The 24,183-nt window shown below is 63.6% G+C and carries 20 protein-coding genes and 2 pseudogenes; 15 read left to right on the forward strand and 7 right to left on the reverse strand.

Annotated elements, in window-relative coordinates; translation table 11 throughout:
• Positions 1-95: 95 nt before the first annotated feature.
• The 3 genes from CRO75_RS25715 (at position 96) to cueR (ending at position 3,444) form a co-directional block, all read left to right on the forward strand.
• Positions 96-479: a hypothetical protein gene (locus tag CRO75_RS25715; RefSeq protein ID WP_009042014.1), complete on the forward strand. Its 384-nt coding sequence runs from the start codon at positions 96-98 to the stop codon at positions 477-479.
• A gap of 164 nt (positions 480-643) precedes the next feature.
• Positions 644-3,040 (forward strand): heavy metal translocating P-type ATPase, encoded by a 2,397-nt coding sequence (locus tag CRO75_RS25720; RefSeq protein WP_097139073.1) that lies wholly within the window; start codon positions 644-646, stop codon positions 3,038-3,040.
• On the forward strand, positions 3,037-3,444 hold the full coding sequence (gene cueR, locus CRO75_RS25725) for a Cu(I)-responsive transcriptional regulator (RefSeq protein ID WP_097139075.1): 408 nt from the start codon (positions 3,037-3,039) through the stop codon (positions 3,442-3,444). Before CRO75_RS25720 ends, cueR begins: the two co-directional genes overlap by 4 nt.
• A gap of 159 nt (positions 3,445-3,603) precedes the next feature.
• On the opposite strand, the gene CRO75_RS25730 is transcribed toward cueR, so the two are convergent.
• A complete protein-coding gene (locus CRO75_RS25730; RefSeq protein ID WP_007928734.1) occupies positions 3,604-4,500 on the reverse strand; it encodes a PA4780 family RIO1-like protein kinase in 897 nt (298 codons plus the stop codon).
• A gap of 291 nt (positions 4,501-4,791) precedes the next feature.
• Positions 4,792-6,069: an acetyl-CoA C-acetyltransferase gene (locus CRO75_RS25735; RefSeq protein WP_097139077.1), complete on the reverse strand. Its 1,278-nt coding sequence runs from the start codon at positions 6,067-6,069 to the stop codon at positions 4,792-4,794.
• Between the two features lie 119 nt (positions 6,070-6,188).
• On the opposite strand from CRO75_RS25735, the gene CRO75_RS25740 reads away from it, so the two are divergent.
• Together CRO75_RS25740 and CRO75_RS25745 are read left to right on the forward strand one after the other, a co-directional pair.
• Entirely contained in the window at positions 6,189-7,541 is a 1,353-nt protein-coding gene (locus tag CRO75_RS25740) for a 3-oxoacyl-ACP reductase (protein ID WP_097139079.1), read from the forward strand.
• A 2-nt stretch (positions 7,542-7,543) separates the two neighbouring features.
• Positions 7,544-8,398: a MaoC/PaaZ C-terminal domain-containing protein gene (locus CRO75_RS25745; RefSeq protein ID WP_097139080.1), complete on the forward strand. Its 855-nt coding sequence runs from the start codon at positions 7,544-7,546 to the stop codon at positions 8,396-8,398.
• Positions 8,399-8,405: 7 nt separating this feature from the next.
• On the opposite strand, the gene CRO75_RS25750 is transcribed toward CRO75_RS25745, so the two are convergent.
• Complete coding sequence (locus CRO75_RS25750) at positions 8,406-8,855, reverse strand: DMT family transporter (protein ID WP_097139083.1); 450 nt, start codon at positions 8,853-8,855, stop codon at positions 8,406-8,408.
• A 375-nt stretch (positions 8,856-9,230) separates the two neighbouring features.
• Here CRO75_RS25750 and CRO75_RS25755 point away from each other — a divergent pair, with 375 nt between their 5' ends.
• The 4 genes from CRO75_RS25755 to CRO75_RS25770 all read left to right on the forward strand — a co-directional run bounded on the left by CRO75_RS25755 (position 9,231) and on the right by CRO75_RS25770 (position 14,206).
• Positions 9,231-10,883, forward strand: a complete 1,653-nt coding sequence (locus CRO75_RS25755; RefSeq protein ID WP_097139085.1) for a collagen-like triple helix repeat-containing protein — start codon at positions 9,231-9,233, stop codon at positions 10,881-10,883.
• 198 nt (positions 10,884-11,081) lie between these two features.
• A complete protein-coding gene (locus CRO75_RS25760; protein ID WP_097139087.1) occupies positions 11,082-12,752 on the forward strand; it encodes a POTRA domain-containing protein in 1,671 nt (556 codons plus the stop codon).
• Between the two features lie 249 nt (positions 12,753-13,001).
• Positions 13,002-13,487, forward strand: coding sequence for an Hcp family type VI secretion system effector (locus CRO75_RS25765; protein ID WP_092422435.1), 486 nt, complete (start codon positions 13,002-13,004; stop codon positions 13,485-13,487).
• On the forward strand, positions 13,484-14,206 hold the full coding sequence (locus tag CRO75_RS25770) for a DUF4225 domain-containing protein (protein ID WP_239990640.1): 723 nt from the start codon (positions 13,484-13,486) through the stop codon (positions 14,204-14,206). The genes CRO75_RS25765 and CRO75_RS25770 overlap by 4 nt, the downstream gene beginning before the upstream one ends.
• A gap of 405 nt (positions 14,207-14,611) precedes the next feature.
• Here CRO75_RS25770 and CRO75_RS25775 read toward each other — a convergent pair whose 3' ends face one another.
• Both CRO75_RS25775 and CRO75_RS25780 read right to left on the reverse strand, forming a co-directional pair.
• Complete coding sequence (locus CRO75_RS25775) at positions 14,612-15,025, reverse strand: response regulator (protein ID WP_009042004.1); 414 nt, start codon at positions 15,023-15,025, stop codon at positions 14,612-14,614.
• Positions 15,026-15,093: 68 nt separating this feature from the next.
• Positions 15,094-15,327 (reverse strand): Flp family type IVb pilin, encoded by a 234-nt coding sequence (locus CRO75_RS25780; RefSeq protein ID WP_097139091.1) that lies wholly within the window; start codon positions 15,325-15,327, stop codon positions 15,094-15,096.
• A gap of 322 nt (positions 15,328-15,649) precedes the next feature.
• Between CRO75_RS25780 and cpaB the strand changes: the two genes are divergently transcribed.
• The 4 genes and pseudogenes from cpaB to CRO75_RS25800 all read left to right on the forward strand — a co-directional run.
• Positions 15,650-16,588: a Flp pilus assembly protein CpaB gene (gene cpaB / locus CRO75_RS25785; RefSeq protein ID WP_097139093.1), complete on the forward strand. Its 939-nt coding sequence runs from the start codon at positions 15,650-15,652 to the stop codon at positions 16,586-16,588.
• 20 nt (positions 16,589-16,608) lie between these two features.
• Positions 16,609-16,776, forward strand: coding sequence for a hypothetical protein (locus CRO75_RS25790; protein ID WP_239990641.1), 168 nt, complete (start codon positions 16,609-16,611; stop codon positions 16,774-16,776).
• Positions 16,773-17,963: a pilus assembly protein gene (locus CRO75_RS25795; protein WP_097139097.1), complete on the forward strand. Its 1,191-nt coding sequence runs from the start codon at positions 16,773-16,775 to the stop codon at positions 17,961-17,963. Before CRO75_RS25790 ends, CRO75_RS25795 begins: the two co-directional genes overlap by 4 nt.
• Positions 17,960-18,628: pseudogene (locus CRO75_RS25800) on the forward strand (ATPase, T2SS/T4P/T4SS family); the annotation flags it as partial. The gene CRO75_RS25795 and the pseudogene CRO75_RS25800, both read left to right, overlap by 4 nt.
• Here CRO75_RS25800 and CRO75_RS25805 read toward each other — a convergent pair.
• A pseudogene (locus tag CRO75_RS25805) lies at positions 18,627-18,905 on the reverse strand (prepilin peptidase); the annotation flags it as partial. The pseudogenes CRO75_RS25800 and CRO75_RS25805 overlap by 2 nt on opposite strands.
• 75 nt (positions 18,906-18,980) lie before the next feature.
• On the opposite strand from CRO75_RS25805, the gene CRO75_RS25810 reads away from it, so the two are divergent.
• The gene (locus CRO75_RS25810) at positions 18,981-19,427 is read left to right on the forward strand and encodes a TadE/TadG family type IV pilus assembly protein (RefSeq protein WP_097139099.1); all 447 of its coding nucleotides are present in this window, start codon (positions 18,981-18,983) and stop codon (positions 19,425-19,427) included.
• Positions 19,424-22,192 carry a PAS domain-containing sensor histidine kinase gene (locus tag CRO75_RS25815; protein ID WP_097139101.1) on the forward strand — a complete coding sequence of 923 codons (2,769 nt, stop codon included), beginning with the start codon at positions 19,424-19,426 and terminating at the stop codon, positions 22,190-22,192. The genes CRO75_RS25810 and CRO75_RS25815 overlap by 4 nt, the downstream gene beginning before the upstream one ends.
• On the opposite strand, the gene CRO75_RS25820 is transcribed toward CRO75_RS25815, so the two are convergent.
• Positions 22,177-24,102, reverse strand: a complete 1,926-nt coding sequence (locus CRO75_RS25820) for a TadG family pilus assembly protein (RefSeq protein WP_097139103.1) — start codon at positions 24,100-24,102, stop codon at positions 22,177-22,179. The two genes, CRO75_RS25815 and CRO75_RS25820, sit on opposite strands and share 16 nt — an antisense overlap.
• Positions 24,103-24,183 lie beyond the last annotated feature (81 nt).

A 24,183-nucleotide genomic window follows, 5' to 3' on the forward strand; every position in this document is an offset into this window, starting at 1 on the left:
AAGGTCAAGTTCCGGATGCATCTGCCGGGCTGGCAATCGGCGACGCGCTCGGCCAAGCTTCATCCCTCTACGACACGACACTAGGAGATTCAGCCATGCGCTGGTCGGTTATCAGCCTGTTCAGCCTCCTCGGCCTGATCGCGGCATCCCCTTCGGTCAACGCCGCTGGTGAGGACTACGGCGTCCTGATCATTTCCCGGGAACGCCTGGAAGTCGCCACCTCCTGCGAAATCGGCCTGTACATCGAGGATCAGTTGGCGGGCCGGCTGTTCCAGGAACAAGCCACGTCCTTCAACCTGCCGCCGGGCAAAGTCTCGCTGCGCCTGAAACTGCTGCCGGGGCAGATGCCGGGCTGCAACCCGGGCATGCTGGCGCCAAGCTCCCAGGACATCAGCCTCAAGGCCGGCGACGTACTGAAGTTCCGCATCGCCATGAGCCCGTCGGGCCTGCACCTCCAGCGCACCGGCCTGGGATACTGAGGCCCCGGGTCGTCGCCTGCGCCCTGTCCCTCCCCGGAACCGGCACGGGCGACGATCCAGGCGCTACCCCCGAGACAGATTGAAGCACCCCGCACCATGGCGCTTGACCTTGCCAGCATGGCAAGGTTGATCCTGTAGACCACCGTTTACAGGGAGTGTCAGTGATGTCCGAATCAACCACCTTTGACCTGCCGATTGCCGGCATGACCTGCGCCAGCTGCGCCGGGCGCGTGGAACGCGCCTTGAGCAAGGTCGCGGGCGCCGCGGCCGTCAGCGTCAACCTCGCCACCGAACAGGCCCGTGTCCAGGCGCCCAGCGACAGCCTGCCGGCGCTGATGGCCGCGGTGCAGGATGCCGGCTACAGCGTGCCGGCCCACAGCCTGGAACTGAACATCGGCGGCATGACCTGCGCCTCCTGCGTCGGCCGTGTGGAACGCGCGCTGGCCAAGGTGGCCGGGGTCACCCGGGTCAGCGTCAACCTGGCCAACGAACGCGCGCATATCGATCTGCTGGGCCAGGTCGATAGCGCCGACTTGATCGCCGCCGTCAGCAAGGCGGGCTACTCCGCCACCCTGTGGCAGGCCGAACACCCCGAGCGCGACGATCAGGAACAACGCCTGCGGCGCGAACGCTGGTCCCTGGTGCTGGCGATCCTGCTGGCCCTGCCGCTGGTACTGCCCATGGTGGTGCAACCCTTTGGCCTGCACTGGATGCTGCCGGCCTGGGCGCAGTTCGTCCTGGCCACGCCGGTGCAATTCATCTTCGGTGCGCGTTTTTATGTCGCCGCCTGGAAAGCCGTGCGCGCCGGCGCCGGCAACATGGACCTGCTGGTGGCCCTGGGCACCAGCGCCGGTTACGGCTTGAGCCTCTACCAATGGGCCATCACCCCCGCCGGCGGCATGCCGCATCTGTACTTCGAGGCCTCGGCCGTGGTCATCGCCCTGGTGCTGCTGGGCAAGTACCTGGAAAGCCGCGCCAAACGCCAGACCGCCAGCGCCATCCGCGCCCTCGAAGCCTTGCGCCCGGAACGGGCGATCCAGGTCATCGATGGCCGTGAGCAGGAAGTGGCGATCAGCGCCCTGCGCCTGAACGACCTGGTGCTGGTCAAGCCCGGCGAGCGCTTCCCGGTGGACGGCGAAGTGGTCGAAGGCCAGAGCCATGCCGACGAAGCCCTGATCAGCGGTGAAAGCCTGCCGGTACCGAAACAACCTGGCGACCCGGTCACCGGCGGCGCCATCAACGGCGAAGGCCGGCTGCTGGTGCGGACCCTGGCCCTCGGCGCGGAAACCGTGCTGGCGCGCATCATCCGCCTGGTGGAAGACGCCCAGGCCGGCAAGGCACCGATCCAGAAACTGGTGGACCGGGTCAGCCAGGTATTCGTGCCGGCGGTGCTGGTGCTGGCCCTGGCGACGCTGATCGGCTGGTGGCTGTATGGCGCGCCGCTGGAAACCGCGCTGATCAATGCGGTCGCGGTGCTGGTCATCGCCTGTCCCTGCGCGCTGGGGCTGGCCACGCCGACCGCGATCATGGCCGGCACCGGCGTCGCCGCCCGCCACGGAATCCTGATCAAGGACGCCGAAGCCCTGGAGCGCGCCCATGAAGTCAGCACGGTGGTCTTCGACAAGACCGGCACCCTGACCTCCGGCACGCCACGCATCGCCCACCTGGATGCGGTCGATGGCAACGAAGACCACCTGCTGCAATTGGCTGGCGCCCTGCAACGCGGCAGCGAACACCCGCTGGCCAAGGCGGTTCTCGACCTGTGCGCCGAACGCCAGCTGGCGGTGGCCGACGTCAGCGCCAGCCAGTCCCTGACCGGCCGCGGCATTGCCGGCACCCTGGACGGCCGCCAACTGGCCCTGGGCAACCGACGCCTGCTGGAAGAAAGCGGCCTGCAGGCCGGCGACCTGGCGGCCTCGGCCCAGGCTTGGGAAACCGAAGGCCGCACCCTGTCCTGGCTGATCGAACAACAGCCACAACCACGTGTACTGGGCCTGTTCGCCTTTGGCGACACCCTCAAGCCCGGCGCCCTGCAAGCGGTGCAGCAACTGAGCGCGCGCCATATCGGCAGCCACCTGCTGACCGGCGACAACCGCGGCAGCGCCAAGGTGGTCGCCGAGGCCCTGGGTATTACTGACGTGCACGCCGAAGTGCTGCCCGCCGACAAGGCCGCCACCGTCGCCGAACTGAAAAAGACCGGCGTGGTGGCAATGGTCGGCGACGGCATCAACGACGCCCCGGCCCTGGCCGCCGCCGATATCGGCATCGCCATGGGCGGGGGAACCGATGTGGCGATGCACGCGGCGGGGATCACCCTGATGCGCGGCGACCCGCGCCTGGTGCCGGCGGCCCTGGAGATCAGCCGCAAGACCTACGCGAAGATCCGCCAGAACCTGTTCTGGGCCTTCGTCTACAACCTGATCGGCATTCCGCTGGCGGCGTTCGGCCTGCTCAACCCGGTGCTGGCCGGGGCGGCCATGGCGCTGTCCAGCGTCAGCGTGGTGAGCAATGCGCTACTGTTGAAAACCTGGAAACCCAAAGACCTGGAGGACGCTCGATGAACATCGGCCAAGCAGCCCGCAAAAGCGGCCTGAGCGCCAAGATGATCCGCTACTACGAGTCCATCGGCCTGCTCCGGCCGGCCCATCGCAGCGACAGCGGCTACCGCCTGTACGGTGACGACGACCTGCACAGCCTGGCCTTTATCAAGCGCTCGCGGGACCTGGGGTTTTCCCTGGAGGAAGTGGGCAAGCTGCTGACCCTGTGGCAGGACCGCCAGCGCGCCAGCGCCGATGTCAAAGCCCTGGCCCGCCAGCACATCGACGAGCTCAACCGGAAAATCGCCGAGCTGGCCGGGTTGCGCGACACCCTGCAGGACCTGGTGCAGCACTGCCACGGCGACCATCGCCCGGATTGCCCGATTCTCAAGGACCTGGCTTCGGGCGGGTGCTGCACGCCCCTATGACCTGTAGCCGTTGCCGCAGGCTGCGATAAGGGCCGAAGGCTTTTCTGGCGGTTTCAAGAGCAGCGCCTGCTTCGCAGTCGATAGCAGCCTATCGGCAGCGGCTACGTGATTCACGGGTACAAAAAATCCGGCTATTGCCGGATTTTTTGTATTCGGGAATCACTGCATCCAGGGCGGAGGCGGTGGTTCCTCGGACTTGGCCGGTGGCGCGTCGTCGGCCATGCGCATGGCCTGGCGCCGTTCCTCGTCCAGGCGCGCCGCCTCGATCTCCCGCAGCACGCCGCCGACATCCGCCAGTTCTTCCGGATCGTCGAACTCGCCGGTCAACACGCTGGCCGGGTGCAGGGTGCCGGCTTCGTACAGGGCCCACATCTCCTTGGCGTAGCGGGTGCGCTTGAGCTCCGGGGCGAAACGCCCGAAGTAGGACGCCATGTTGCCGACATCCCGCTCCAGCATGCTGAAGGCGTGGTTGTTGCCCGCCGCATCCACCGCCTGGGGCAGGTCGATGATCACCGGGCCGTCGGGGGTCAACAGCACGTTGAACTCGGACAGGTCACCGTGCACCAGGCCGGTACACAGCATCAGCACGATCTGGGAAATCAGGAAGGCGTGATATTCGCGGGCCTGATCCGGCTCCAGCACCACGTCGTTCAGGCGTGGCGCGGCATCGCCGTATTCATCCGCCACCAGCTCCATCAGCAGCACGCCTTCGAGGAAGTCGAACGGCTTGGGCACCCGCACGCCGGCGTTGGCCAGGCGGAACAGCGCCGCCACTTCGGCGTTCTGCCAGGCGTCCTCGGTCTCCTTGCGCCCGAACTTGGACCCCTTGGCCATCGCGCGAGCCTGACGGCTGTTGCGCACCTTGCGGCCTTCCTGATACTCGGCCGCCTGACGAAAACTTCGTTTGTTCGCCTCCTTGTAAACCTTGGCGCAACGTAATTCGTTGCCGCAGCGCACCACATAAACAGCTGCTTCTTTACCACTCATGAGTGGGCGCAGCACCTCGTCGACCAGACCGTCCTCGATCAGGGGTTCAATGCGTTTTGGAGTCTTCATCAGCTTTTATCAGGGGTCCTTTATTACCAAACACGCGAATGTCACTCGTTATACGGCAATCCTCGCACCACGGGGAGAGGTTACCGACCTACGACAGTGCCGATGCACTCAATGTGCCAGGTCAACCCGTCATGTCGACAGGCTCGACCGACCAGGATCATAGCCCAGTGCTCGGCGGCTGCCCGTTACTAAAGGCCGGGGTATAGGTGACAGAAGCTGACGAGTGCTTCGCGCTCGATCGCGAGCAAGCTCGCTCCTACAGGGGCCGCCACTGCGCAAACACCTGGCCCCTCAACGCTCGACAATCGCCGTCACGCCCTGGCCTCCGGCGGCGCAGATCGAAATCAGGCCACGCCCCTGCCCCGCCACTTCCAGCAGCTTCGCCAGGTTGGCGACAATGCGCCCGCCGGTGGCGGCGAACGGATGCCCGGCGGCCAGCGAACTGCCTTTGACATTCAGCCGGCTGCGGTCGATGGAGCCCAAGGGCGCGTCCAGCCCCAGGCGGGTCTTGCAGTAGTCCGCGTCCTCCCAGGCCTTGAGCGTGCACAGCACCTGCGCGGCGAAGGCCTCATGGATTTCGTAGTAATCGAAGTCCTGCAGTGTCAGGCCATTGCGGGCCAGCAAGCGCGGCACCGCGTAGACCGGCGCCATCAGCAGCCCTTCCGCGCCGTGGACGAAATCCACCGCCGCCGCTTCGCCGTCGCGCAGATAGGCGAGGATCGGCAAGCCACGTTCCTTCGCCCATTCCTCACTGCCCAACAGCACCAGGGACGCGCCATCGGTCAACGGCGTGGAGTTGCCCGCGGTCAGGGTGGCTTTGTCGCCGCGCTCGAACACCGGCTTCAACGACGCCAGCTTTTCCAGGGTCAGGTCCGGGCGCAGGTTGTTGTCGCGGGTCAGGCCGAGGAAGGGGGTCATCAGGTCGTCGTGCCAACCCTCGACATAGGCGGCGGCCATTTTCTGATGGCTCTCCAGCGCCAACTGATCCTGCTCGTCGCGGAGAATGTTCCAGGTTTGCGCCATCCGCTCGCAGTGCTGGCCCATGGACAAGCCGGTCCGCGGTTCGCCATTGCGCGGCAGTTCCGGCTTAAGGTGCCGGGGGCGCAGTTGCAGGAAGCTCTTGAGCTTGTCACCCAGGGTCTTGCCGCGGTTGGCTTGCAGCAGGATCTTGCGCAGCCCCTCGTTGACCCCGATCGGCGCGTCCGAGGTGGTATCGACGCCGCCGGCGATGCCGCATTCGATCTGCCCTAGGGCGATCTTGTTGGCCACCAGCAACGCCGCTTCCAGGCCGGTGCCGCAGGCTTGCTGGATATCGTAGGCCGGGGTGGTCGGCGACAGCCGTGAGCCGAGCACGCATTCGCGGGTCAGGTTGAAATCCCGGGAATGCTTGAGCACCGCGCCAGCGGCCACTTCGCCCATGCGCAGGCCGTGCAGGCGGTAGCGTTCGATCAGGCCTTCCAGGGCCGCGGTCAGCATGGCCTGGTTGCTCGCGGTGGCGTAAGGCCCGTTGGAACGGGCAAAGGGGATGCGGTTGCCGCCGATAATCGCAACACGACGCAGCTGAGTCATGAAAAGCTCCCTATTCTGTGAGTGGCACAACCGACAAGCGTAGGTTGTATCTCATGGATCGAACGACCAAAGGCCCTTCGTGGTCCACACTTTGAACCCCGGTTCCTGGAGCGTGTTCCATGTCAGATCGTTACATCGACTTCGCCAACTCGTCCATCGGCCACCGCCTGGTCGGGGCCCTTGGCCTGCCGTCGCCGGTGCGTCTGGAGCGCTGGCAGGCCGGCCGCATGCGTCCGGTCGAGGGTGCGCTGCTGATCGGCGGCGGCCCGCTGACCCAGCAGGTCGGCGCCATCGCCCCGCGGCTGACCGAGAGCATCTACAGCTACGGCACCGATCCGACCCTCGCCACGGCCTGGATTCCCGGCCACGGCCCCAAGCTCAAGGCCGTGGTGTTCGACGCCAGCGACCTCCTGCAGACCGACCCGCTCAAGCAACTGCGCGAATTTTTCCAGCCGCTGATGAAGAACCTCGAACCCAGCGCGCACCTGGTGATTCTCGGCCGCGCCCCGGAAACCCTCGGCGATCCGTTCGCCGCCAGCGCCCAACGCGCCCTGGAGGGCTTCAGCCGTTCGCTGGCCAAGGAGCTGCGCGGTGGCGCCACCCTGCAATTGCTCTATGTCGGCGAGGGTGCCGAAAGCCAGCTGGAAGGCGCGCTGCGCTTCTTCCTCTCGCCGAAAAGCGCTTACATCTCCGGCCAGGCGATCCGCCTGAACCCCTGCGCGACCCAGGTCCAGGACTGGACCCGGCCGCTGGCCGGCGCGCGGGCACTGGTCACCGGCGCGGCGCGCGGCATCGGCGCCTCGATCGCCGAGACCCTGGCCCGGGATGGCGCCCAGGTGGTGCTGCTGGATGTGCCCGCCGCCAAGACCGACCTCGAAGCCCTGGCCGCGCGCCTGGGCGGCCACGCGATCACCCTGGATATCTGCGCCGAGGACGCCGCGACCCGGCTGGTGGAACAGTTGCCGGACGGCATCGACATCGTGGTGCACAACGCCGGCATCACCCGCGACAAGACCCTGGCCAACATGACCCCGGAATTCTGGGACGCGGTGCTGGCGGTCAACCTCAACGCGCCGCAGGTACTGACCAAGGCGCTGCTGGACAGTGGCACCCTGCACGACAATGGCCGGCTGATCCTGCTGGCGTCCATCAGCGGTATCGCCGGCAACCGCGGGCAGACCAACTATGCGGCGAGCAAGGCCGGGCTGATCGGCCTGGCCCAGTCCTGGGCCCCGCTGTTGCAAGAGCGCGGCATCAGCATCAACGCCGTGGCCCCGGGCTTTATCGAAACCCAGATGACCGCGCACATTCCGTTCGCCCTGCGCGAGGCCGGGCGGCGCATGAGTTCGCTGGGGCAAGGCGGCCTGCCGCAGGACGTCGCCGAAGCCGTGGCCTGGCTCGCCCAGCCGGGCAGTGGCGCGGTCAGCGGGCAAGCGCTGCGAGTCTGTGGGCAAAGCGTATTGGGAGCGTGAACATGAGCCTGCAATGGCATCAGCTGGATACCCCGCCGAACCTGCCCGAGCTGTACTGGAAGGCCGCGATCCGCCGCAAGATCACCGGCACCGAGCTGCCTGAGTATGGCCTGCGCCGCCAGGTGAGCGTGCAGCCGGCGAAGCTTGCGGCCTATCGCCAGGTCTGCGGCTTTACCGAGAACGGCCTGCTGCCGCCGACCTATCCCCATGTGCTGGCGTTCGCCCTGCAGATGCAATTACTGACCGCCAGCGACTTCCCCTTTCCGCTACTGGGGCTGATCCATCTGGCCAACCGCATTCGCGTGCTACGGCCCATGGGTGGGGTCGGCAACTTGAGCATCGGGGTGCGTGCGGACAACGTGCAGCCCCATGCCAAAGGCGCGGTTTTCGATCTGTTGACCTACGTCGACGACGCCCTGGGACCGCTGTGGGAAGCACAAAGCCGGATGCTCTGTCGGGGTGTGCAACTGCCGGGCGAAGCACCGGCCGAAGAGCCGTCGGCCGAGGCCAGCCTCAGCGAGCTGACGCGCTGGCAAGCCCCCGCCGACATCGGCCGGCGTTACGCCCGGGTGTCCGGCGACTACAATCCGATTCACCTGAGCGCCATCAGCGCCCGAATGTTCGGTTTCCCCCAGGCCATCGCCCACGGCCTGTGGAACAAAGCGCGGACCCTGGCGGCATTGAGCAAACATTTGCCGGCGGCTCCTATCGAGATCGCCGTGGACTTCAGAAAACCGGTGCGCCTGCCCAGCGAGGTGTGCCTGCTGGCAAGCGCCGCGGGCTCGAGCGGTGACCTGCGCCTGACCGGCGCGGGCGACCTGGAACATATGAGCGGGCGCTGGCAGCCGCTGGCCTGAGCCCGTCTCAACCGCGACGAATCAGGAACACTCCCACCAGGATCAGCACCAGCCCGGCAATCTTGCCCAGGCTGATGGGTGCCTCGCGAAACCCCGCCCAGCCGAAATGGTCCAGCGCCATGGCCATGCCCAACTGCCCGGCGAGTACCAGGGCCATGAACAGCATCGCGCCGATCCGTGGCCCGGCGAAGGCCGCGGTGGCAATGAAAAACGCCCCCAGCAGACCGCCGCACCAGTGCCACCAGGTCAGGCTTTTCAAGGCCGTCAGGCCGGGCACTTCGCGCTGGGCCATGGCCAGGACCAGCAAGGCCACGGTACCGACAAAAAACGAGATCAGCGCCGCCGCCAGCACGCTGGAAACCTGCTTGGCCAATTGGCCGTTGATTCCCGCTTGCAGGGGTAAAAAAGCACCGGCAATCACCGGCAGGCAAAGCAGCCACCAGACAGGGGCAGGCATAAAGTTTCTCCAGAAAAAAAGCCAGGCCGCGGATTATAAGGCAAGTTGACGCCAAATCCGTGGCGGGGTCGCCAGGCAATTAATTGTATATATATAACTTTCGTTCAAGCGCCCTCAGAGCTTTCACTTAAAAAAATACAACATACTGATTAATAAGATCTTTTAAAAAACATATTCGTTTACCACACCTTTGGTATTAGTCCCTCCGCGGGAGCAAAAACAGCCGATATATAAGTTGTTAATACCAAGTTGAGAATGGTGAAAAAAAGCACTTGGACCTTTTATAGCGACTACGGACGAAAACATCTCCAGCAACAGAACTGGAGAGTTATCGAAGACAACAAAACGTTGTAACAGGTGCAAGGAATCTCACTCATGAAAACTCAAGTCTGGTTGAAAACAAGCACAGCGCTGGCCCTGATCCTGGCCCTCGGCCTGACCGGTTGCAGCAGCGGCGGTGGCGGCCACAAGAGCAGTTCCGGCAGCTCCTCGCCCGACAGCGCGGCAGGTACCGACAGTGGCTCTGGCGGCTCCGGCGATGGTTCGGGCGGTGCCGGCGGCACCGGTGGCGGCACCGCGGGCACAGGCGGGACCGGCGGAATCGATGGCGGAACTGATGGTACAGGCGGGATCGGCGGCGGTACGGGTGGTACAGGTGGAACCGGCGGCGGCACGGCAGGGACGGGTGGCACCGGCGGGACCGGAGGCACGGGTGGCGGTACCGGTGGAGGTGGCGGCACCGACCCGACCAACCCAACGGATCCGACCGACCCGACAACACCCACCACTACCCCGTTGGTCACCTCGACCCTGGTGTCCGACCTCGGCACCACCATCAGCGGTGTCGGCGATGGCGTCAGTAACCTCAGCAACGCATTGACCCCGCTTCCGGTAGTCGGTGGTGTACTGCAGAGCGCAGTGAATACCACCGGCAATGTGGTCGATACCGTGGGCGATGGCCTGACCAATGGCCTCGGCCAACTGGGCAGCGATCCACAGGCCTTGAGCAAGACCACGGCCATAGTCGGCAACGTGGTGTCGGACGTCGGCGATGGCGTCTCGGACATCAGCGGCAAGCTGGCCACCAGTACCAGCAGCATTCCCCTGGTGGGCGGCGTGGTCACCAAAGTGGCGCCGGTACTCGACGGCGTCGGCGACAAGGTCAGCATGCTCGGCGACACCCTCACCACCGTGACCAGTAGCGGCCCCCTGGGGACAGTGACAGACAAGGTCGGCAACAACCTGCTGGTGCCGGTCGTCACCCTGGCAGAAGGCTTGACCGGCAAGGTGGTCAGCTCCACGGGCCTGAGCGCTCCGGTCGGCGGCCTGATCGACAAGGTGGCAACGACCGTCGATGGCCTGGGCGACAAAGTCACCGCCACGGGCAGTGGCAACACGCTGACCAATACCCTGGGCGGCACCCTGAACAATGTCGCCACCACTATCGGCAATACCAGCAGCCTGACGACCGCCCCGAGCACCGGCGGGGGAACCATTGGCGGCGCCGGCCTGCTGGAAACCGTCGGCGGTGCGGTGGTCAACCTGGGTACCGGCTTGAATGCCGGCAACACCAACACCCTGGTCAGCGCCACAGGGGTAAGCACAGCCTCGGTCGGCAACGTCGTAGCCTCGGTGGGTGGAGCCCTGGGCGGCACGGGTGTGGCCAATGTCGGCGCCACTGCGCCACTGGCCGGTGTCGGCGCCACGGTCGGCGCAGCGTTGAACCCGGTCACCACGACCGTCACCGGCCTGACCCAGCAAGTAGGCGCCACGACCGGCACCGGCACCCCCATCGCCGGTCTGCTCACCCAGGTAGGCGGCGCCGTCAGCGGTGCGGGTACCACGATCACGGCAAGCGCCCCTAACCCTGTGGTGACTGCCGTGGGCCAGACCGTGAACACCCTGGGGGCCACGGTCACCTCGGTCGGGACCCTGGTCGACGGTGGCACTGCCAGCGGCAGCGGGACCACGGGCGTGCTGGGCGGTGTACTCGGTGGCTTGACCGGAACCCTGGGCGGCACCCGATAAGCGTTTTGCACCTGGCCGATTCGACGGCCCTACCTACAGCGCCTACGCTTGGTTGGAGACGAGGGATTCGATTGAGTCTCTCGTCTTTTTCTTGCCTGGAGCATGACGGTTGCAGTCCTTGATCAAGGCCAAGACCCTGACAAGCGCCGCCGATTGAAGTACCTCTCGCGTTGCTGCGACTTGACCATGGAGTGTCCTATGCGCGCTTTGGCTCCCTTGCTGTTAGTCTCGCTTTGCTCATACGTCCACGCCGAAAACCTTCCCAGCTTTCTCAATAGCAACGAAACCATCCGCAATCTGCCGGTACCCAACCTGCCGGCCGACGCCTACCGACCCACGACCCCGGCGCCCAAACTGGCGCCCCCCACGGAACCCCAGGCCCAGCCCCTGATGATGGGCACCACAGTCAACGTCAGCACCGTGCAGATCGAGGGCGGCACCCTCTATCCGCTGAGCGAGCTGGCAGAGATCTACAAGCCGCTGATCGGCCATGAGAGCACCCTGGGGCAACTGATCGAAGCCACCCGGGAAATCACCCGCCGCTACCAGCAGGACGGCTACCTGTTGTCCTATGCGTTCCTGCCGCAACAGAGCTTCGACCAGGGCACCGTGCGCGTGGTCCTGGTGGAGGGCTACATCAAGGACTATCAGCTACAGGGCGATATCGGCCCGGTCTCGGCCTACCTCGACAAACTGGTGGCAAAACTCAAGGCCGAACGGCCGCTGACCCGCAAGACCTTCGAGCACTACACCACCCTGATGAGCCGCATTCCCGGGGTCACCCTGCAAGCCCAGGTGCCGCCACCGGGAACCACTGACGGCGCGGCCTACCTGATTGCCCAGGCCAGCCGCAAACCGTTCACCAGCAGCCTCAGCACTACCGACGACAACCGCAATGGCCTGCAAGCGCTGCTGGCGGTCAGCAGCAACTCGCAGACCTCCATGGGCGAGCAGGTAACCCTCAGCGGCCTGTTCCCGCCGGGGGACGATCACGAGCGCTACTACCGCCTGGACTACAACCAGTTTCTCAATGACGAAGGCACCCAGCTGAGCCTGTACGGCACGCGCTACCGCGCCGACCCGGGGACCAATGTGCGGCTCGACAACGGCCTCGAACTCAAGCCCCATCGGGAGAACGACCGCTATTCCATAGGCTTGAGCCACCCGGTCATCGCCGCGCCCAACGAGCTGCTGATCCTGGGTTCGCGCCTGTATGCGGTCAACGACAAGACCCGCTATCAAGTGGTCGGTTATCCGCAGAGCGTCGAACTGAAAACCGACATTCGCGCCCTGGCCTTCGAGGGCGACTGGCGCAAGGCCAACGCACGCCAACTAAGGATTCTCAGTGCCGGGGTGTACCAGGGGCTGGACGCCCTGGGCGCGAAGACCAACGACAACCTGTACGACCTGGACTTCTTCCGCGTGCGCCTGTCCGGCGTGCAGAGCGACAAGTTCTTCGACAACTGGCAAGGGGTGCTGTCGGCGGCCCTGTACTGGAGCCGCGACAACCTGCCCGACAGCGAGCGCGCGGTGTTCGGCGGGCAGAACTTCGGCCGTGGCTACCCCGACGACCAGGCGTCCGGCGACAAGGGCTGGGGCGCGGCCTACGAGGTGAACTACAGCTTCAATCGCGAAGACCGCTGGCTGCGAATCCTCCAGCCGTACGTGGTGCTGGATCGCTCGCGGACCTGGTTCAACGAACTGCCGGTCAAGGGTAACGACCTGTCGTCCGCCGCCGTCGGCCTGCGCTTTGGCGACGCCAAGTACTACAACACCTCCCTCGAAGCGGCCAAGCCGATGTCCGATGAAGCACTGGACACCCACAACCGGCGTCCGCGCTACACCCTGAGTTTCAGCTACCAGCTGTAAGCCTCCCCACAAAACAGGCACAACAAAACGACCCGCTCGCAGGCGGGTCGTTTTGTCCGAGCAACAATCAGAATAAGCCCGGACGCTCTGGTTTCTCGACCTGCCCATAGACTTACCAGGCCAGATTCTTTACGGAGCCTCTGTCGGATTCAAGTTCGAATATTTCGCATAGATTTTCGGAAATGCCTTACAACACACCTGCTCCGCCCTGCAATAGGATTGTTCGGCTGACTAAAAGGAGTGTCACGTATGGCTAACCACGGTTACATGACCATCACCGGCAAGACGCAAGGACTCATTTCTGCAGGTTGTTCAACCCAAGACTCTATTGGTAATAAGTGTCAGGCAGGACATACCGACGAAATCATGGTGCTGTCTTACAGTCACAACATGGTTAATATCGGGAACATTAATAAACCAACACACAGCCCAATCATAGTAACCAAAAACATTGATAAGTCCTCCCCACTCATCGCTCAAGCCCTCTCAAGCAGAGAGGAAGTAAACTGCACTATCAGCTTTTACCGAGTATCGTCTTTTGGCATGCAGGAAAAATTCTACTCCGTTTCGATCAGTGGTGGAGTTATTGCCGACCTGACACTTGAAGTGCCCCACGCCCTATTGCAGAACGACGCTGAACCGCAAGAGCATGTCGCCATTCGTTATAGGGAAATCACCTGGACCCACCACTCTGCCGGGACCAGTGGACACAGTACTTGGGGAAACAACGAATGAGGCTAATAGATGACAATTGCACGCCCAGCAGTTGTGATTACTGGCTGGTCAGTGACGCCGCTAGAAAACTAGGAAACCAAGCCAGTACATTAGGTGCCAGACACATCAAAGACGGCACTCTACGTTTGCAATTCAACCGCGAAGTTGCTTACTACGCAAAAAGTATTGTCAATGATGTTTCTCAGGGTAATAAAAGCGCTGAGCAAGGATTAAAAGAGCTAAAGGATGAGCAAAGCAGTCTACTCAGTCAGGCAAGAGACGTTGCCTTACGAGGAGCAAGCACTATCTCGGGAGCGCTTCAGTTTGCTGCAGGCGCTGGGATTTGTTACGCCTCCGTGGGCACGCTTTGCCTTTTTGCCGGAGCGCCCATGATGCTCAACGGAGCTAATAATATCTATGAAAACGGGCGCAACCTTTTCGAGAACCGTACCGATACCGTTGGACCAGTAAGAACAGGCTACCGTGCTATTTCTGGAATGCTGGGAAAAGGTAATTGTGAAGCCGATGTGGCCTATGGAATGATTGACTTGAGTTCGTCAGCCTACGGTATAGGTAGAATGGTATTAAAACCCGATGCTTGGCGTTTGTTTAGGTACGTGAATACGGACTATGTTAGAGGGTATCAACAAGCTACGCGAGGAGGCTTTATCTTCGATAGATTGATGGACAGTGCGACTGCAAAAACCATGTATAACGCGTGCCATCCTTCTAATGAGTAACTTTATTTTCTACCCCATCTTCGTGCTGATAACGGTGCTTCTGTACTGGCCTTCCTACTGGGCATACTTCGCGTTTTCAGGTCGAAATTTTTCCCCATTTAAGTTCTGGGGAGTTGGTATCTATAACGTACTGTTCGGCTCTATTCACGTTTTTTTTGTGCAAGACAGCACGCTACCATTTGTGGGGCGCGTAGATAACTCCGTAATGGGCTGGCTATCCCTTGTCATGATATTTGTCTATGCGTTTACCCTTCCAGCTAATTGGGAACGAAAACGTTGGTTTTCACGAAAGTGAACTCACGCCGAATCAATACCCGACCAAGAGGGTATTTCAAAGAGGCACCCTAGTTATCCGCCTACAGGTCATCTTCTGGATTACGCAGTGGCCCTGGAAGAAAGGGAAACTCAAGGACTGACCAGGTGAATGCGTGGCTGCGGGAACAGGGTGTTCAGGGTTTCCAGCAGGCGCACGTGGTAGATGGGTTTGCGGAACAGGTCCAGCACTTGCAGGCGCAGCAGGTCGCTGACGTCATCCATGTCGGCATGCCCCGAGGTGACGATCACCGGCAGGTGCTGGCGGGAGGTGTGATCGCGCAGGCGCCTGATCAGCGACAGGCCACTCTCCTCCGGCATGCGCAGGTCGGTGATGACCAGCGCGATGTCCGGGTGTTGAGTGAGATGGGCCAGGGCAAGCTTGACCGAGGTCGCGGTGAAGCAGCAAAAGCCTTCACCTTCGAGCAATTCGGCGAGCTCGAGCAGAGCGTCCTCTTCATCGTCCACGAGAAGAAGCTGCTGGCGTGGAAACGAAGAGGAGCTCATGGGCAATACCTGAAAGTGACTGAATACCGATGGGTATCGACGCCTCGATAAAGCCTTGAGGACCGGTTTTACGGGGTACTAGGAGCATCAGCGCTAGTGTCGCCCTCCAACGCCCCTTGCAGCGTCGTGAAGGTGGTGGTGATAGCGCTTGAAATGTCAGGTACGAATGCCGCGATGGCCACGGCCACCATACCGGCGATAAGCGCGTACTCGATCCCTGACGCGCCCTCGTTATTCTTGAGGAAACGCAGGAGCCGGGAGGCCTGAAGGATGATCCATTGGGTGGCGAGAATGAAGAACATCTGGTTTCTCCTCAACGCACTGAGTGTTGCAGCGTTGCAACATGATTCCCCTGTGCCAGCACAGCATTGTCAACAAACTTCCAGCCAACAACTGTAAGAACGAATTAATCATTAAGTATTAGCTGGTCCCTTTGGCGTCAAAAAAAACGCGGCATCTGATAGGGCACGGATAAGCCAAGTTATTTTCTCGACAGTAATGGCATTTTGTTGCAGCTGTTCTACCTTCAAATAGCGAAATAGTTGCTTGTTCATAGCTGCCTGATTGCGAAATTGACTCATTGGATGTGCGAGCCGGTAATGCAGCGGGAAAGGGAGAGCCGTCATGAACAGTCGTATCACTATGGGCTTGGCTGGGGTGTTTCTGGTGGGGGCTCTCATTGCCGGTTACTGGGGCCTGGCATTGAGTCGCCGGCCCGCAGCGCAACCTGTAACGCAGCCTTCCCCCGCCGTCGTGCAAACCGTCGCTGCTTCCGCCGAAGATGCGACACGCCAGCCCGTCGTGGTGCTGGTACGCGACATACCTCCGTTCGTTCCCATCAAGGCCGGCGATGTCACGCTGGAGCGGCTGCACACCGCCCCCGCCGGCAGCCTCAAAAGTCTCGATCAAGTCATCGGACGCACGCCATGGCGGGCGCTGCCGGCGGGGACCTGGCTAAGCGAGGAAAGCTTCGAAGCCGGTGGCAGCGTGGCCCGCATGATCCGTGCCGACGAGCGCGCCCTGGCCGTCGCGGTAGACGAAGTCATTGGCGTCAGCGGGCAACTGAGCCCTGGCGACTACGTCGATGTGCTGCTGTTCCTGCGCCAGGACAGCAACAACCTGCTGCCCTCGGCCCAGGTCGTGGTACCGGCCCTGCGAGTGCTGGGCATTGGCGAGCAACTGGGCCTGACCAACGATGGCAAGTCGGGCTCGCCGCCCGCCAGTGCCGAGGAAAAGCTCAAACAGGATCAGCGTCGCCTGAACGCGCGCAGCGTGTTGCTGGCTGTCCCGGAACCCTTGCTGAGCCGCTTGATGCTCGCGGCTCAAGCCGGCGTGCTGCGACTGGCGGTACGCAGCGCCGACGAGAAACGCCTGGCGCATTACTGGGCCGGCGAAAAAAGCGCATCGAAGCATCTGCAAAACGCCGACAGGTCCCTGATCCAGTTCAACCAGCTGGCCCTGTCCACCTCCCCTCCCTCCACCGGCAGAACCTTCGACGCCGCAGCGCGTCGCGCCCAGATAGAAGTCATACGCGGCATCGAAGCGAGTCAACAAACACCCTGATCATGCAAGGACACCTGTTCATGTCCAATGATTCCCGGTCCCTGTTCAAAGGCCTGATCCGGCCCCTGATGTCCAATGGTGCGCCTGTCGAGAGCGACGTATCGCTGCGCAACCACGACCCGGACGAGTACGCCTCGTACTCCCGGGGAAACCGCAACTTCAACAAACGCAGTGGACTATCGCAATGAGTCAGAACCTGAGCCAGACCTTCCTCGCGATCACCCGCAACGGCACCGACCTGGAGTGGTTGCAAGGTGCCCTGGCGCCACTCGGGCAGGTGGTCAGCGCTGGCAGCGGCAGCCTCGACGAATTGCTGGCGCTGGTGGATGTGACATTCGCCAGCCTGGTCTTCGTCGGTCTCGATCGCGAGCATGTGGTCAGCCAGTCGGCGTTGATCGAGGGCGCGCTGGAGGCCAAGCCGATGCTGGCCATCGTCGCCCTGGGCGACGGCATGGACAACCAACTGGTACTCAACGCCATGCGCGCCGGAGCCCGCGACTTCGTGGCCTACGGCTCGCGCTCCAGCGAAGTGGCCGGCCTGGTACGGCGCCTGAGCAAACGCCTGCCCCAGATCACGCCGAGCACCCAGCTCGGCGGCCTGACCGTGCTCTACGGCACCCAGAGCGATGCCGATGGCGCCCTGCTCGCCAGCCATCTGGCGCTGGTGGTACAGAAGAGCGGCCAACAGACGCTGTTGCTCGACCTGGGCCTGCCGCGCGGCGACAGCCTGGCGCTGCTGGGGCTGGAAAGCTCGTTCCACTTCGGCGATGCCTTGCGCCATCTGCGGCGCCTGGATGCGACCCTGATCGACAGTGCCGTCACCAGCACCGAAGCCGGGCTGCGGATCCTGGCCTATGCCGGCCATGACGAGCCGCTGGAGCGCACCAGCGCCGCCGAGTTGTACATGCTGCTCAGCGCCCTGCGCCAGCACTTCCAGCACATCGTGGTGAACCTCACCGGACAACCGGACAGCGAAGCCCTGCGCACCTTCGTCGGCCATTGCGACAAGTTGCTCTGGTATACCGACCAGAGCGTGCTCGACTGCCGCCGCAACCTGGCGGTGCTCAATCTCTGGCGCGAAAAAGGCATGAAGCTGGAACACGCCCGCCTGCTGGTCGACCGCTACCTGCGCGGGGTCGCTCCGGATGCGGAAACCCTGGGCAAGACCTTTGCCCTGGAAGTGATCGCGGTCCTGGCCTATAGCCCCGAGGTACGCCTCAACGCGAAAAACCAGGGGGTCACACTGTTCGAACTGGCCCCCCGCGAAGGCCTGACCCAAGCCCTGAAGACCCTCGGCGAGCGCCTGGCCAGACGCTCCCAAGGGCTGCCCACGGCGAAGCCCGGCTGGTTCGAGCGCCTCAGGGGAAGTCGATGAGCAGAGAAAAACTTTTCGGCGCCCAGTCCCACAGCCCGGTCGGCAACACCGATCACGAGGGCCTGAAACTGGTGCTGCATCGCTACGTCATCGACGCCATCGAGGAATCGGGAAAAAACCTGCTGGAAGGTTCGCGCCAGGCACTGGCGCGCTTCATTACCGATAAGGTGGCCGAGTACATCTCGCGCCTGCACCTGGCGATTTCCCGCTATGAAATGGAGCGCCTGGCCGAAGAACTGGTGGACGAACTCACCGGTTTCGGCCCGCTGGAAGTCTTGCTGCGCGATCCGGCGGTGACCGAGATCCTGGTCAACGGCCCACACCGGGTGTTCGTCGAGCGCGATGGCGTGCTGCACCAGAGCGACCTGCGTTTCATCGACGCGCACCATGTGGAGCGGGTCATGCAACGCATCCTCGCGCCCCTGGGCCGACGCCTCGACGAGTCCTCGCCCATGGTCGATGCACGGCTGCCCGACGGCAGCCGGGTCAACGCAATCATCCCGCCGATCGCCCTCGACGGCCCTTGCCTGTCGATCCGCAAATTCCGCAAGGACATGCTCAAAAGCAGCGACCTGATGGCCATGCAGACCATCGACCAGGCGATTTTCGAATTCGTCCAGGAGGCCGTGGGCAAGCGTTGCAACATCCTGATCAGCGGCGGCAGTGCAGGGGGTCGGACGCCAGCCCCAGGGCCGCCAGGAGCTTCACGTCGCCGCCACCCATCCGGCCCAGCACATAGCCAGGCACGGTCAGCAGCAACGCCAGCAACAGCGCCCTGCCCCCCTCCACCGCGTCGGCGCCCAGCCAGGTGTTGCCGGCCCACAGCAAGTACCCCAGCGCCAGCAGCGCGACACCCAGGGTCAAGCCGTTGGCGAGATGACGCTGGCGGATATCCTGCACCGCGCACAGCCCCAGCCAAGCCAATAGAATCCAATGCTGCATCGGTTAAAAAACATCCCTTCTGGCTGAATGATTCTATGCTGACATGACCTACTAGCAGTCAGGGTAGACGCCGCCGTGAAAGCCGACCTGCCAGAAAAACAAAAAGGTGCCGTGGCCATCGAGTTCGCCATGGTCTTCATCATTTTTTTCGCCGTGTTTTATGCCCTGGTCAGCTACAGCGTGCCGCTTCTGATGGTGCAGTCCTTCAATAAGGCGACTGCCGAAGCGGTGCGGCGCAGCGTCGCCCTGGCCCCCGCCACGCCCGGCTATGACGCCGCCCTGATAGCACGCGCGAAGAACACCTTGCGCGAGCAACTGACCTGGATTCCACAGGCATTCAACTTCAATGCCAACAACGCCAGCGATGCCACCGTGACTTACGCGGGTGGCCTGCTCACGGTCCGTGTCCACTACTCCACCGACAAGCTCAGACAGGTCATCCCCTTCCTGGTGCTGCCGGGCCTGGGCAGCGTGCCCGCCCTGCCCGCGAACCTCAGCGCCCAGTCGAGTCTGCAATTTTGAGCTCGGGCGACAAACTCCTCGGGCGTTTTCTCGGCCGGACGACGCCCCAGGCGCTTCCTCCCGCGCCGCCCCTGGCCACGCCCGGGGTCGGCCTGCTGGTGCACCTGGACCACAACGCCCAGGTGCTGCAAATGACCGGCCCGCTGCGCCACGCCCTGGCCCAACCGCCGGCCGCCGAAGGACCGGCGCCGCTGCTGGACTATCTGCTGGCGCACAGCGCGCTGAGTGTCGAAGGCAGCCCTGGCGACTGGCAGGGGCACGTGCTCGACCTGGACTTCCATGGCGCCGGCGGGCAAACCCTGCACCTGCGCGGCTGGGTGCAACCATCCACCCAAGGCTGGCTCCTGCACCTGCTGGACATCGGCGACCTGTTGTTGGAACGCCTGCAGGCGCAGCAACGCCAGGACTGCCAGCAGTTCGCCGCGCAGATCAGCGAACAGCTGCGCCTGTGCAGCTTCTTCCGCCTGCCCGAAGTGCTGCATGAACAACTCCATGCCCTGGCCCGGCACTGGCATATCCCCTGCCTCGCCCTGGCACTGCTCGACGACCTGGAACAGGGCTGGTACATCCACGGCCTGTATCAGGCCGCCGATGCACCGCAGCTGTGGCACAAGGGCCAGGTCCTGGGCACCGGGCTGGACAGCCTGAACGGCAATGCCCCGCAGTCGCTGATCTTCACTCAAGGCCTTGGCGAGCATCCGCGCCTGCAACATGCGTTCGGCAGCAGCGAAGGCTTTGTCGTGCCCTTTCGCGACGATCACGGTGTCGCGGCCTGGCTGCTCTGCGGCCTCTACCCGGTACGCCAGCAGGCACCGCAGTTGAGCGAACGGGACTGGCTGCAATTGAGCGCCGCCCTGGCCGGGCCGTTGCTCGGACGTTTGCGCGAACAGCAGCACCATCACCAGCTGGAGCGCCTGGAGGCCTTGCAAGGTTTGCTTGGCACCGGTTGGTGGGAGTTGTTCGCGCAGGACAACGAGATCCAGCTGGCGCCGCAGCTGGCCCTCAACCTGCTGCTGGAACCCCAGACCCGGCGCCTGTCGCTGCAGGCCTGGCTGGCCCTGATCCACCCCGCCGATCGCCAGGAACTGAGCAGCCGCCTGCAGGAGTTGCGACAGGGCAAACCGCTGCTGCTCTGCGTACGGTTGCAGCGAGCCGACCCGCACCTGCCAGCCATCTGGTACCGCCTGCAGGGGCAAGCCCTGGGCATTGGCCAGAACCAGCGCTTTGTCGGCTTCATGCTGGACATCAGCGACATCAAGAACCAGGAGCAGCAGGCGGCCGCGGCCCATGCCCGGCTGGACAACCTGATCGCCCATTCGCCGGCGGTGATCTATGTCCAGCGCTATGTCGAGGGTGCGCTGCAGCCGACGTTTTTCAGCGACAGCCTGCAGCCGTTGCTCGGCTGGACCCTGAACGACTGCAAGGACGGCGCACTGGCGGAACGGGTGCATGCCGACGACCGCGACCGCTACTTCGAGCGCAACCGGCAACTGCTGCGCGAAGGCGCGGTGCGCAGCCGCTATCGCCTGCTCGACAGCCGTGGCGAATACCACTGGGTGCTCGACGAGGCCAGGCTGCTGCGCGACGACCTGGGCATGCCGGTCGAAGCCGTCGGCCTGTGGCTGGACGTCACCGACGCCACCCTGGCCGCCGAGCAGATACGACTCAGCGAGGAGCGCTACCGGATCCTGGTGGAAGACTCCCCGGCGATGATCTGCCGCTACCTGCCCGACCTGACCCTGACCTTCGGCAACCGGCCCCTGGCGACCTACCTGGAATGCCCGCCCGAACAGCTGGCCGGAGCCAACCTCGGTGACTGGCTGTCCGCCGAACAACACGCCGCCTTCGTGCAACGCATCCGCCAGCTGACCCCGGAATTCCCGGTCAGCACCGCGGAAATCAACCTGCAACTGCCGGGGCGCGAACATGCCTGGTGGGTCTGGTCCGACCGCGGGGTGTTCGACGAGCAAGGACGCCTGCGGGAGATCCAGGCCGTCGGCCGCGACAACACCGAAGTCCGCCGCTCCCAGCTGCAACTCATGCAAAGCGCGAAGATGGCCACCCTGGGCGAAATGGCCACCGGGCTGGCCCATGAAATCAATCAGCCGCTGAATGTGATGCGCATGGCCATCGTCAACGTGCTCAAGCGCCTGAACAATGGCGACGTGCAGCTCGACTACCTGCAGGACAAGCTCAAGCGCATCGATGCCCAGGTCCAGCGGGCCGGCCGGGTGGTGGACCATATGCGGGTGTTTGGCCGCAGCTCGGAGATCGAGCAACAACCTTTCGATCCGGCCCAGGCGGTGGAAGGCTGCCTGTCGCTGCTGGCCGACGGCATGCGCGGCAAAGGCGTTGAATTGCGTGTCGCGCCAATCGACTTCAACGTGCAGGTGCGGGGCCATGTCGATCAGCTTGAGCAAGTCTTGATCAACCTGCTGGTCAATGCCCGGGATGCGCTGCTCGGCCGGCGCGAACAGGATCCGGACTTGCGGCCCTGGATCGCCATACGCGCCGAGCATGACGCGCAGCGGGTGCGGCTGCTGGTCGAAGACAATGCCGGCGGCATCGACCCGCGTCTGCTGGGGCGCATCTTCGAACCGTTCTTTACCACCAAGCCGGTCGGCGTGGGCACCGGCCTGGGGCTCTCGGTGAGCTACGGCATAGTCGAGAACATGAGCGGGCGCCTGAGCGTGAGCAACACCGGCGAAGGCGCCTGCTTCTGCATCGAGCTGCCGTTGGTACAGACCGATCAGATCACCAGATAGGCCCGGCCGGTTTGGCCGCAGGTGAGGTTGGCGCCCACCTCGACCTTGCCCAGATCGATGCCCAACACCGCCAGGACATTGTTCAGCAATGGGTCCAGCAACGGGCCGAGCAAGGCGCCGATAGCCGTGGCCAGCAGGCCGACTACGGTGTTCAACGCCGACAGCAAGGTATTGAGCACCACCCCGAGCAGGCTGCCGATGCTGGGCGGATGCTGAATCAGAGTGATGCCGGTCAACGACGCGCGCAGGCTGCTGACCACATTGGAAGCGGTCACGCTGTGCCAATCGTCGTCCGCCAGTTCCTGCTTCATTTTCGGCGGATTGACGAAGGTGAAATTCGGCTCGTGGGTGCCGGCAATCGAGGTGTCTATCATCAACTCGCTACCGCCACCGGCAAACGAGACGCGTGCCCCATAAGGGCCAAGCAGCCCCTGGCAGGTCCTCGCGCCGATATCCACCAGCGGCAACGGGCTCACGCTGACCTGAGCGCTCGAAGACGCCCAGTTGCTGGCGTCCACCCGACCGACCTTGAGCTTGACCGCGGAGGTGGTGGTGTCGACGGAAAGGCTGTTGTCGCTGTCGCTGACGCAGGTATAGCCGGTGACATGACTGTCGCCAGCCGCCACTTCGAGGCTGACATCCAGGTTCGCGCCGTCCGGCAGGATCAGCAGGTCGGTCCTTACGCAGGGGCCACCGAGCACACAGCTGAGATTGGCGCTGAGCACCGTATTGAGCGTGACCACCACCGGCGACAGCAGGGTATTCACCGCCTGCAGCACGCTGTTGATCAGCGAGAGATCCACCGTCAGCAACGCCCGCACCTGGGCGGTACGCACATAAATGCGATTGGGCCCCAGCGGGTCGGCGGCGGCCAGTTCCGGGTTGCCGATGGCGAACTCCGGAGGTGAAACAATCTTGACCCGGGTGGTGACGCCCGCCAGCCCCAACACACTCACCGGCAGCTCGACCGCCGCGGCGCTCTGGCTGCTGGCCAGTTGCAGGAACGCCTCGACCAGGCTCAGCAGCTGGACGTTGGCATCCAGCCCGGAGTCCGCGGTGCCGGTCTGCAATTTCAACAGGTCACCCAGTTTCACCGGAACCGTATTGATGGCTGCGGCCTTGATGCTACCCAGGGCCGTCAGGACCTCGGCGGTGGCGCCGTTCTTCTGGGCCACGCTGATGCTGGTCTGGAGCAGTTGGGTGACATCGGTATCGACGTCGAGCAGTTCGCTGTAGTTTCCGGCGCCCACATTCAAGTCGATGGCCAGCTGCTTCAGGTAACCGAGCAGGCTGATGTCGGTATCGACCAGGCCTTGCCAACCGAGCAGGCTGACATTGATCGCGCTACCCGCGAGGCCGCTGAGGGTGCCGTTCAACAGGTTGAGATCGACCAGCGCGCTGCGAATCGTTAATTGCGCCAGCGGTGGCTTGGGCTGGGCGGCTACCGCCGTGGCGCTCAACGAAGTCATGTCGCTGAGGGGCTTGTCGGAAAACAGATTGATTACGCTGAGGGCGATGCTGGTGGGTACCGCTTCACTGACCACCACCCGGATGGCGCTGGCCTGGCTGGCGTTGGGGCTGAAGGTGCGCAGGTTGTCGGCACCGGTCTGCAGCGAGCCACAGGTGGCTGTCAGCGGTCTGTCGTCTCCCACCGCAAAGCCATTGCGCGCCGCGCTTTCTCTGGCGAATGCCGCCGCGCTGAGCCCCGCCTGGCAATTGCCACCCCGCGCCACCGCCTCCAATGCAGCGTTATCGGCCACTCGCTGCAACTCGCGCTGATCCAGATACAGGTGCCCGCTGTCGACCACTACCAGCGTGCATAACACCGCCGTGGCCAACGCCAACGCCCCTATCAGACCAATAGCGCCACGCTGCCGAGCCGGTCCGGAAAACTGCGTGCGGGAAAACATGGAGCACTCCTTTGCCGGCGCACCGCCGGGCGCAATCTCCGCTGGGTGAAAGGAGTGTAGTCAAGGCTGGAATACAACGCT

This window comes from Pseudomonas sp. LAMO17WK12:I10 (assembly GCF_900215185.1).
In the GTDB taxonomy this organism is placed as follows: Bacteria; Pseudomonadota; Gammaproteobacteria; order Pseudomonadales; family Pseudomonadaceae; genus Aquipseudomonas; species Aquipseudomonas chlororaphis.

Excerpts from the sequence above, each read along its gene's own strand:
- CRO75_RS25715 (WP_009042014.1), top strand. The coding sequence starts at position 96 with ATGCGCTGGTCGGTTATCAGCCTGTTCAGCCTCCTCGGCCTGATCGCG.
- CRO75_RS25720 (WP_097139073.1), top strand. The coding sequence starts at position 644 with ATGTCCGAATCAACCACCTTTGACCTGCCGATTGCCGGCATGACCTGC.
- cueR (WP_097139075.1), top strand. The coding sequence starts at position 3,037 with ATGAACATCGGCCAAGCAGCCCGCAAAAGCGGCCTGAGCGCCAAGATG.
- CRO75_RS25730 (WP_007928734.1), bottom strand. The coding sequence starts at position 4,500 with ATGAAGACTCCAAAACGCATTGAACCCCTGATCGAGGACGGTCTGGTC.
- CRO75_RS25735 (WP_097139077.1), bottom strand. The coding sequence starts at position 6,069 with ATGACTCAGCTGCGTCGTGTTGCGATTATCGGCGGCAACCGCATCCCC.
- CRO75_RS25740 (WP_097139079.1), top strand. The coding sequence starts at position 6,189 with ATGTCAGATCGTTACATCGACTTCGCCAACTCGTCCATCGGCCACCGC.
- CRO75_RS25745 (WP_097139080.1), top strand. The coding sequence starts at position 7,544 with ATGAGCCTGCAATGGCATCAGCTGGATACCCCGCCGAACCTGCCCGAG.
- CRO75_RS25750 (WP_097139083.1), bottom strand. The coding sequence starts at position 8,855 with ATGCCTGCCCCTGTCTGGTGGCTGCTTTGCCTGCCGGTGATTGCCGGT.
- CRO75_RS25755 (WP_097139085.1), top strand. The coding sequence starts at position 9,231 with ATGAAAACTCAAGTCTGGTTGAAAACAAGCACAGCGCTGGCCCTGATC.
- CRO75_RS25760 (WP_097139087.1), top strand. The coding sequence starts at position 11,082 with ATGCGCGCTTTGGCTCCCTTGCTGTTAGTCTCGCTTTGCTCATACGTC.
- CRO75_RS25765 (WP_092422435.1), top strand. The coding sequence starts at position 13,002 with ATGGCTAACCACGGTTACATGACCATCACCGGCAAGACGCAAGGACTC.
- CRO75_RS25770 (WP_239990640.1), top strand. The coding sequence starts at position 13,484 with ATGAGGCTAATAGATGACAATTGCACGCCCAGCAGTTGTGATTACTGG.
- CRO75_RS25775 (WP_009042004.1), bottom strand. The coding sequence starts at position 15,025 with ATGAGCTCCTCTTCGTTTCCACGCCAGCAGCTTCTTCTCGTGGACGAT.
- CRO75_RS25780 (WP_097139091.1), bottom strand. The coding sequence starts at position 15,327 with ATGTTCTTCATTCTCGCCACCCAATGGATCATCCTTCAGGCCTCCCGG.
- cpaB (WP_097139093.1), top strand. The coding sequence starts at position 15,650 with ATGAACAGTCGTATCACTATGGGCTTGGCTGGGGTGTTTCTGGTGGGG.
- CRO75_RS25790 (WP_239990641.1), top strand. The coding sequence starts at position 16,609 with ATGTCCAATGATTCCCGGTCCCTGTTCAAAGGCCTGATCCGGCCCCTG.
- CRO75_RS25795 (WP_097139097.1), top strand. The coding sequence starts at position 16,773 with ATGAGTCAGAACCTGAGCCAGACCTTCCTCGCGATCACCCGCAACGGC.
- CRO75_RS25820 (WP_097139103.1), bottom strand. The coding sequence starts at position 24,102 with ATGTTTTCCCGCACGCAGTTTTCCGGACCGGCTCGGCAGCGTGGCGCT.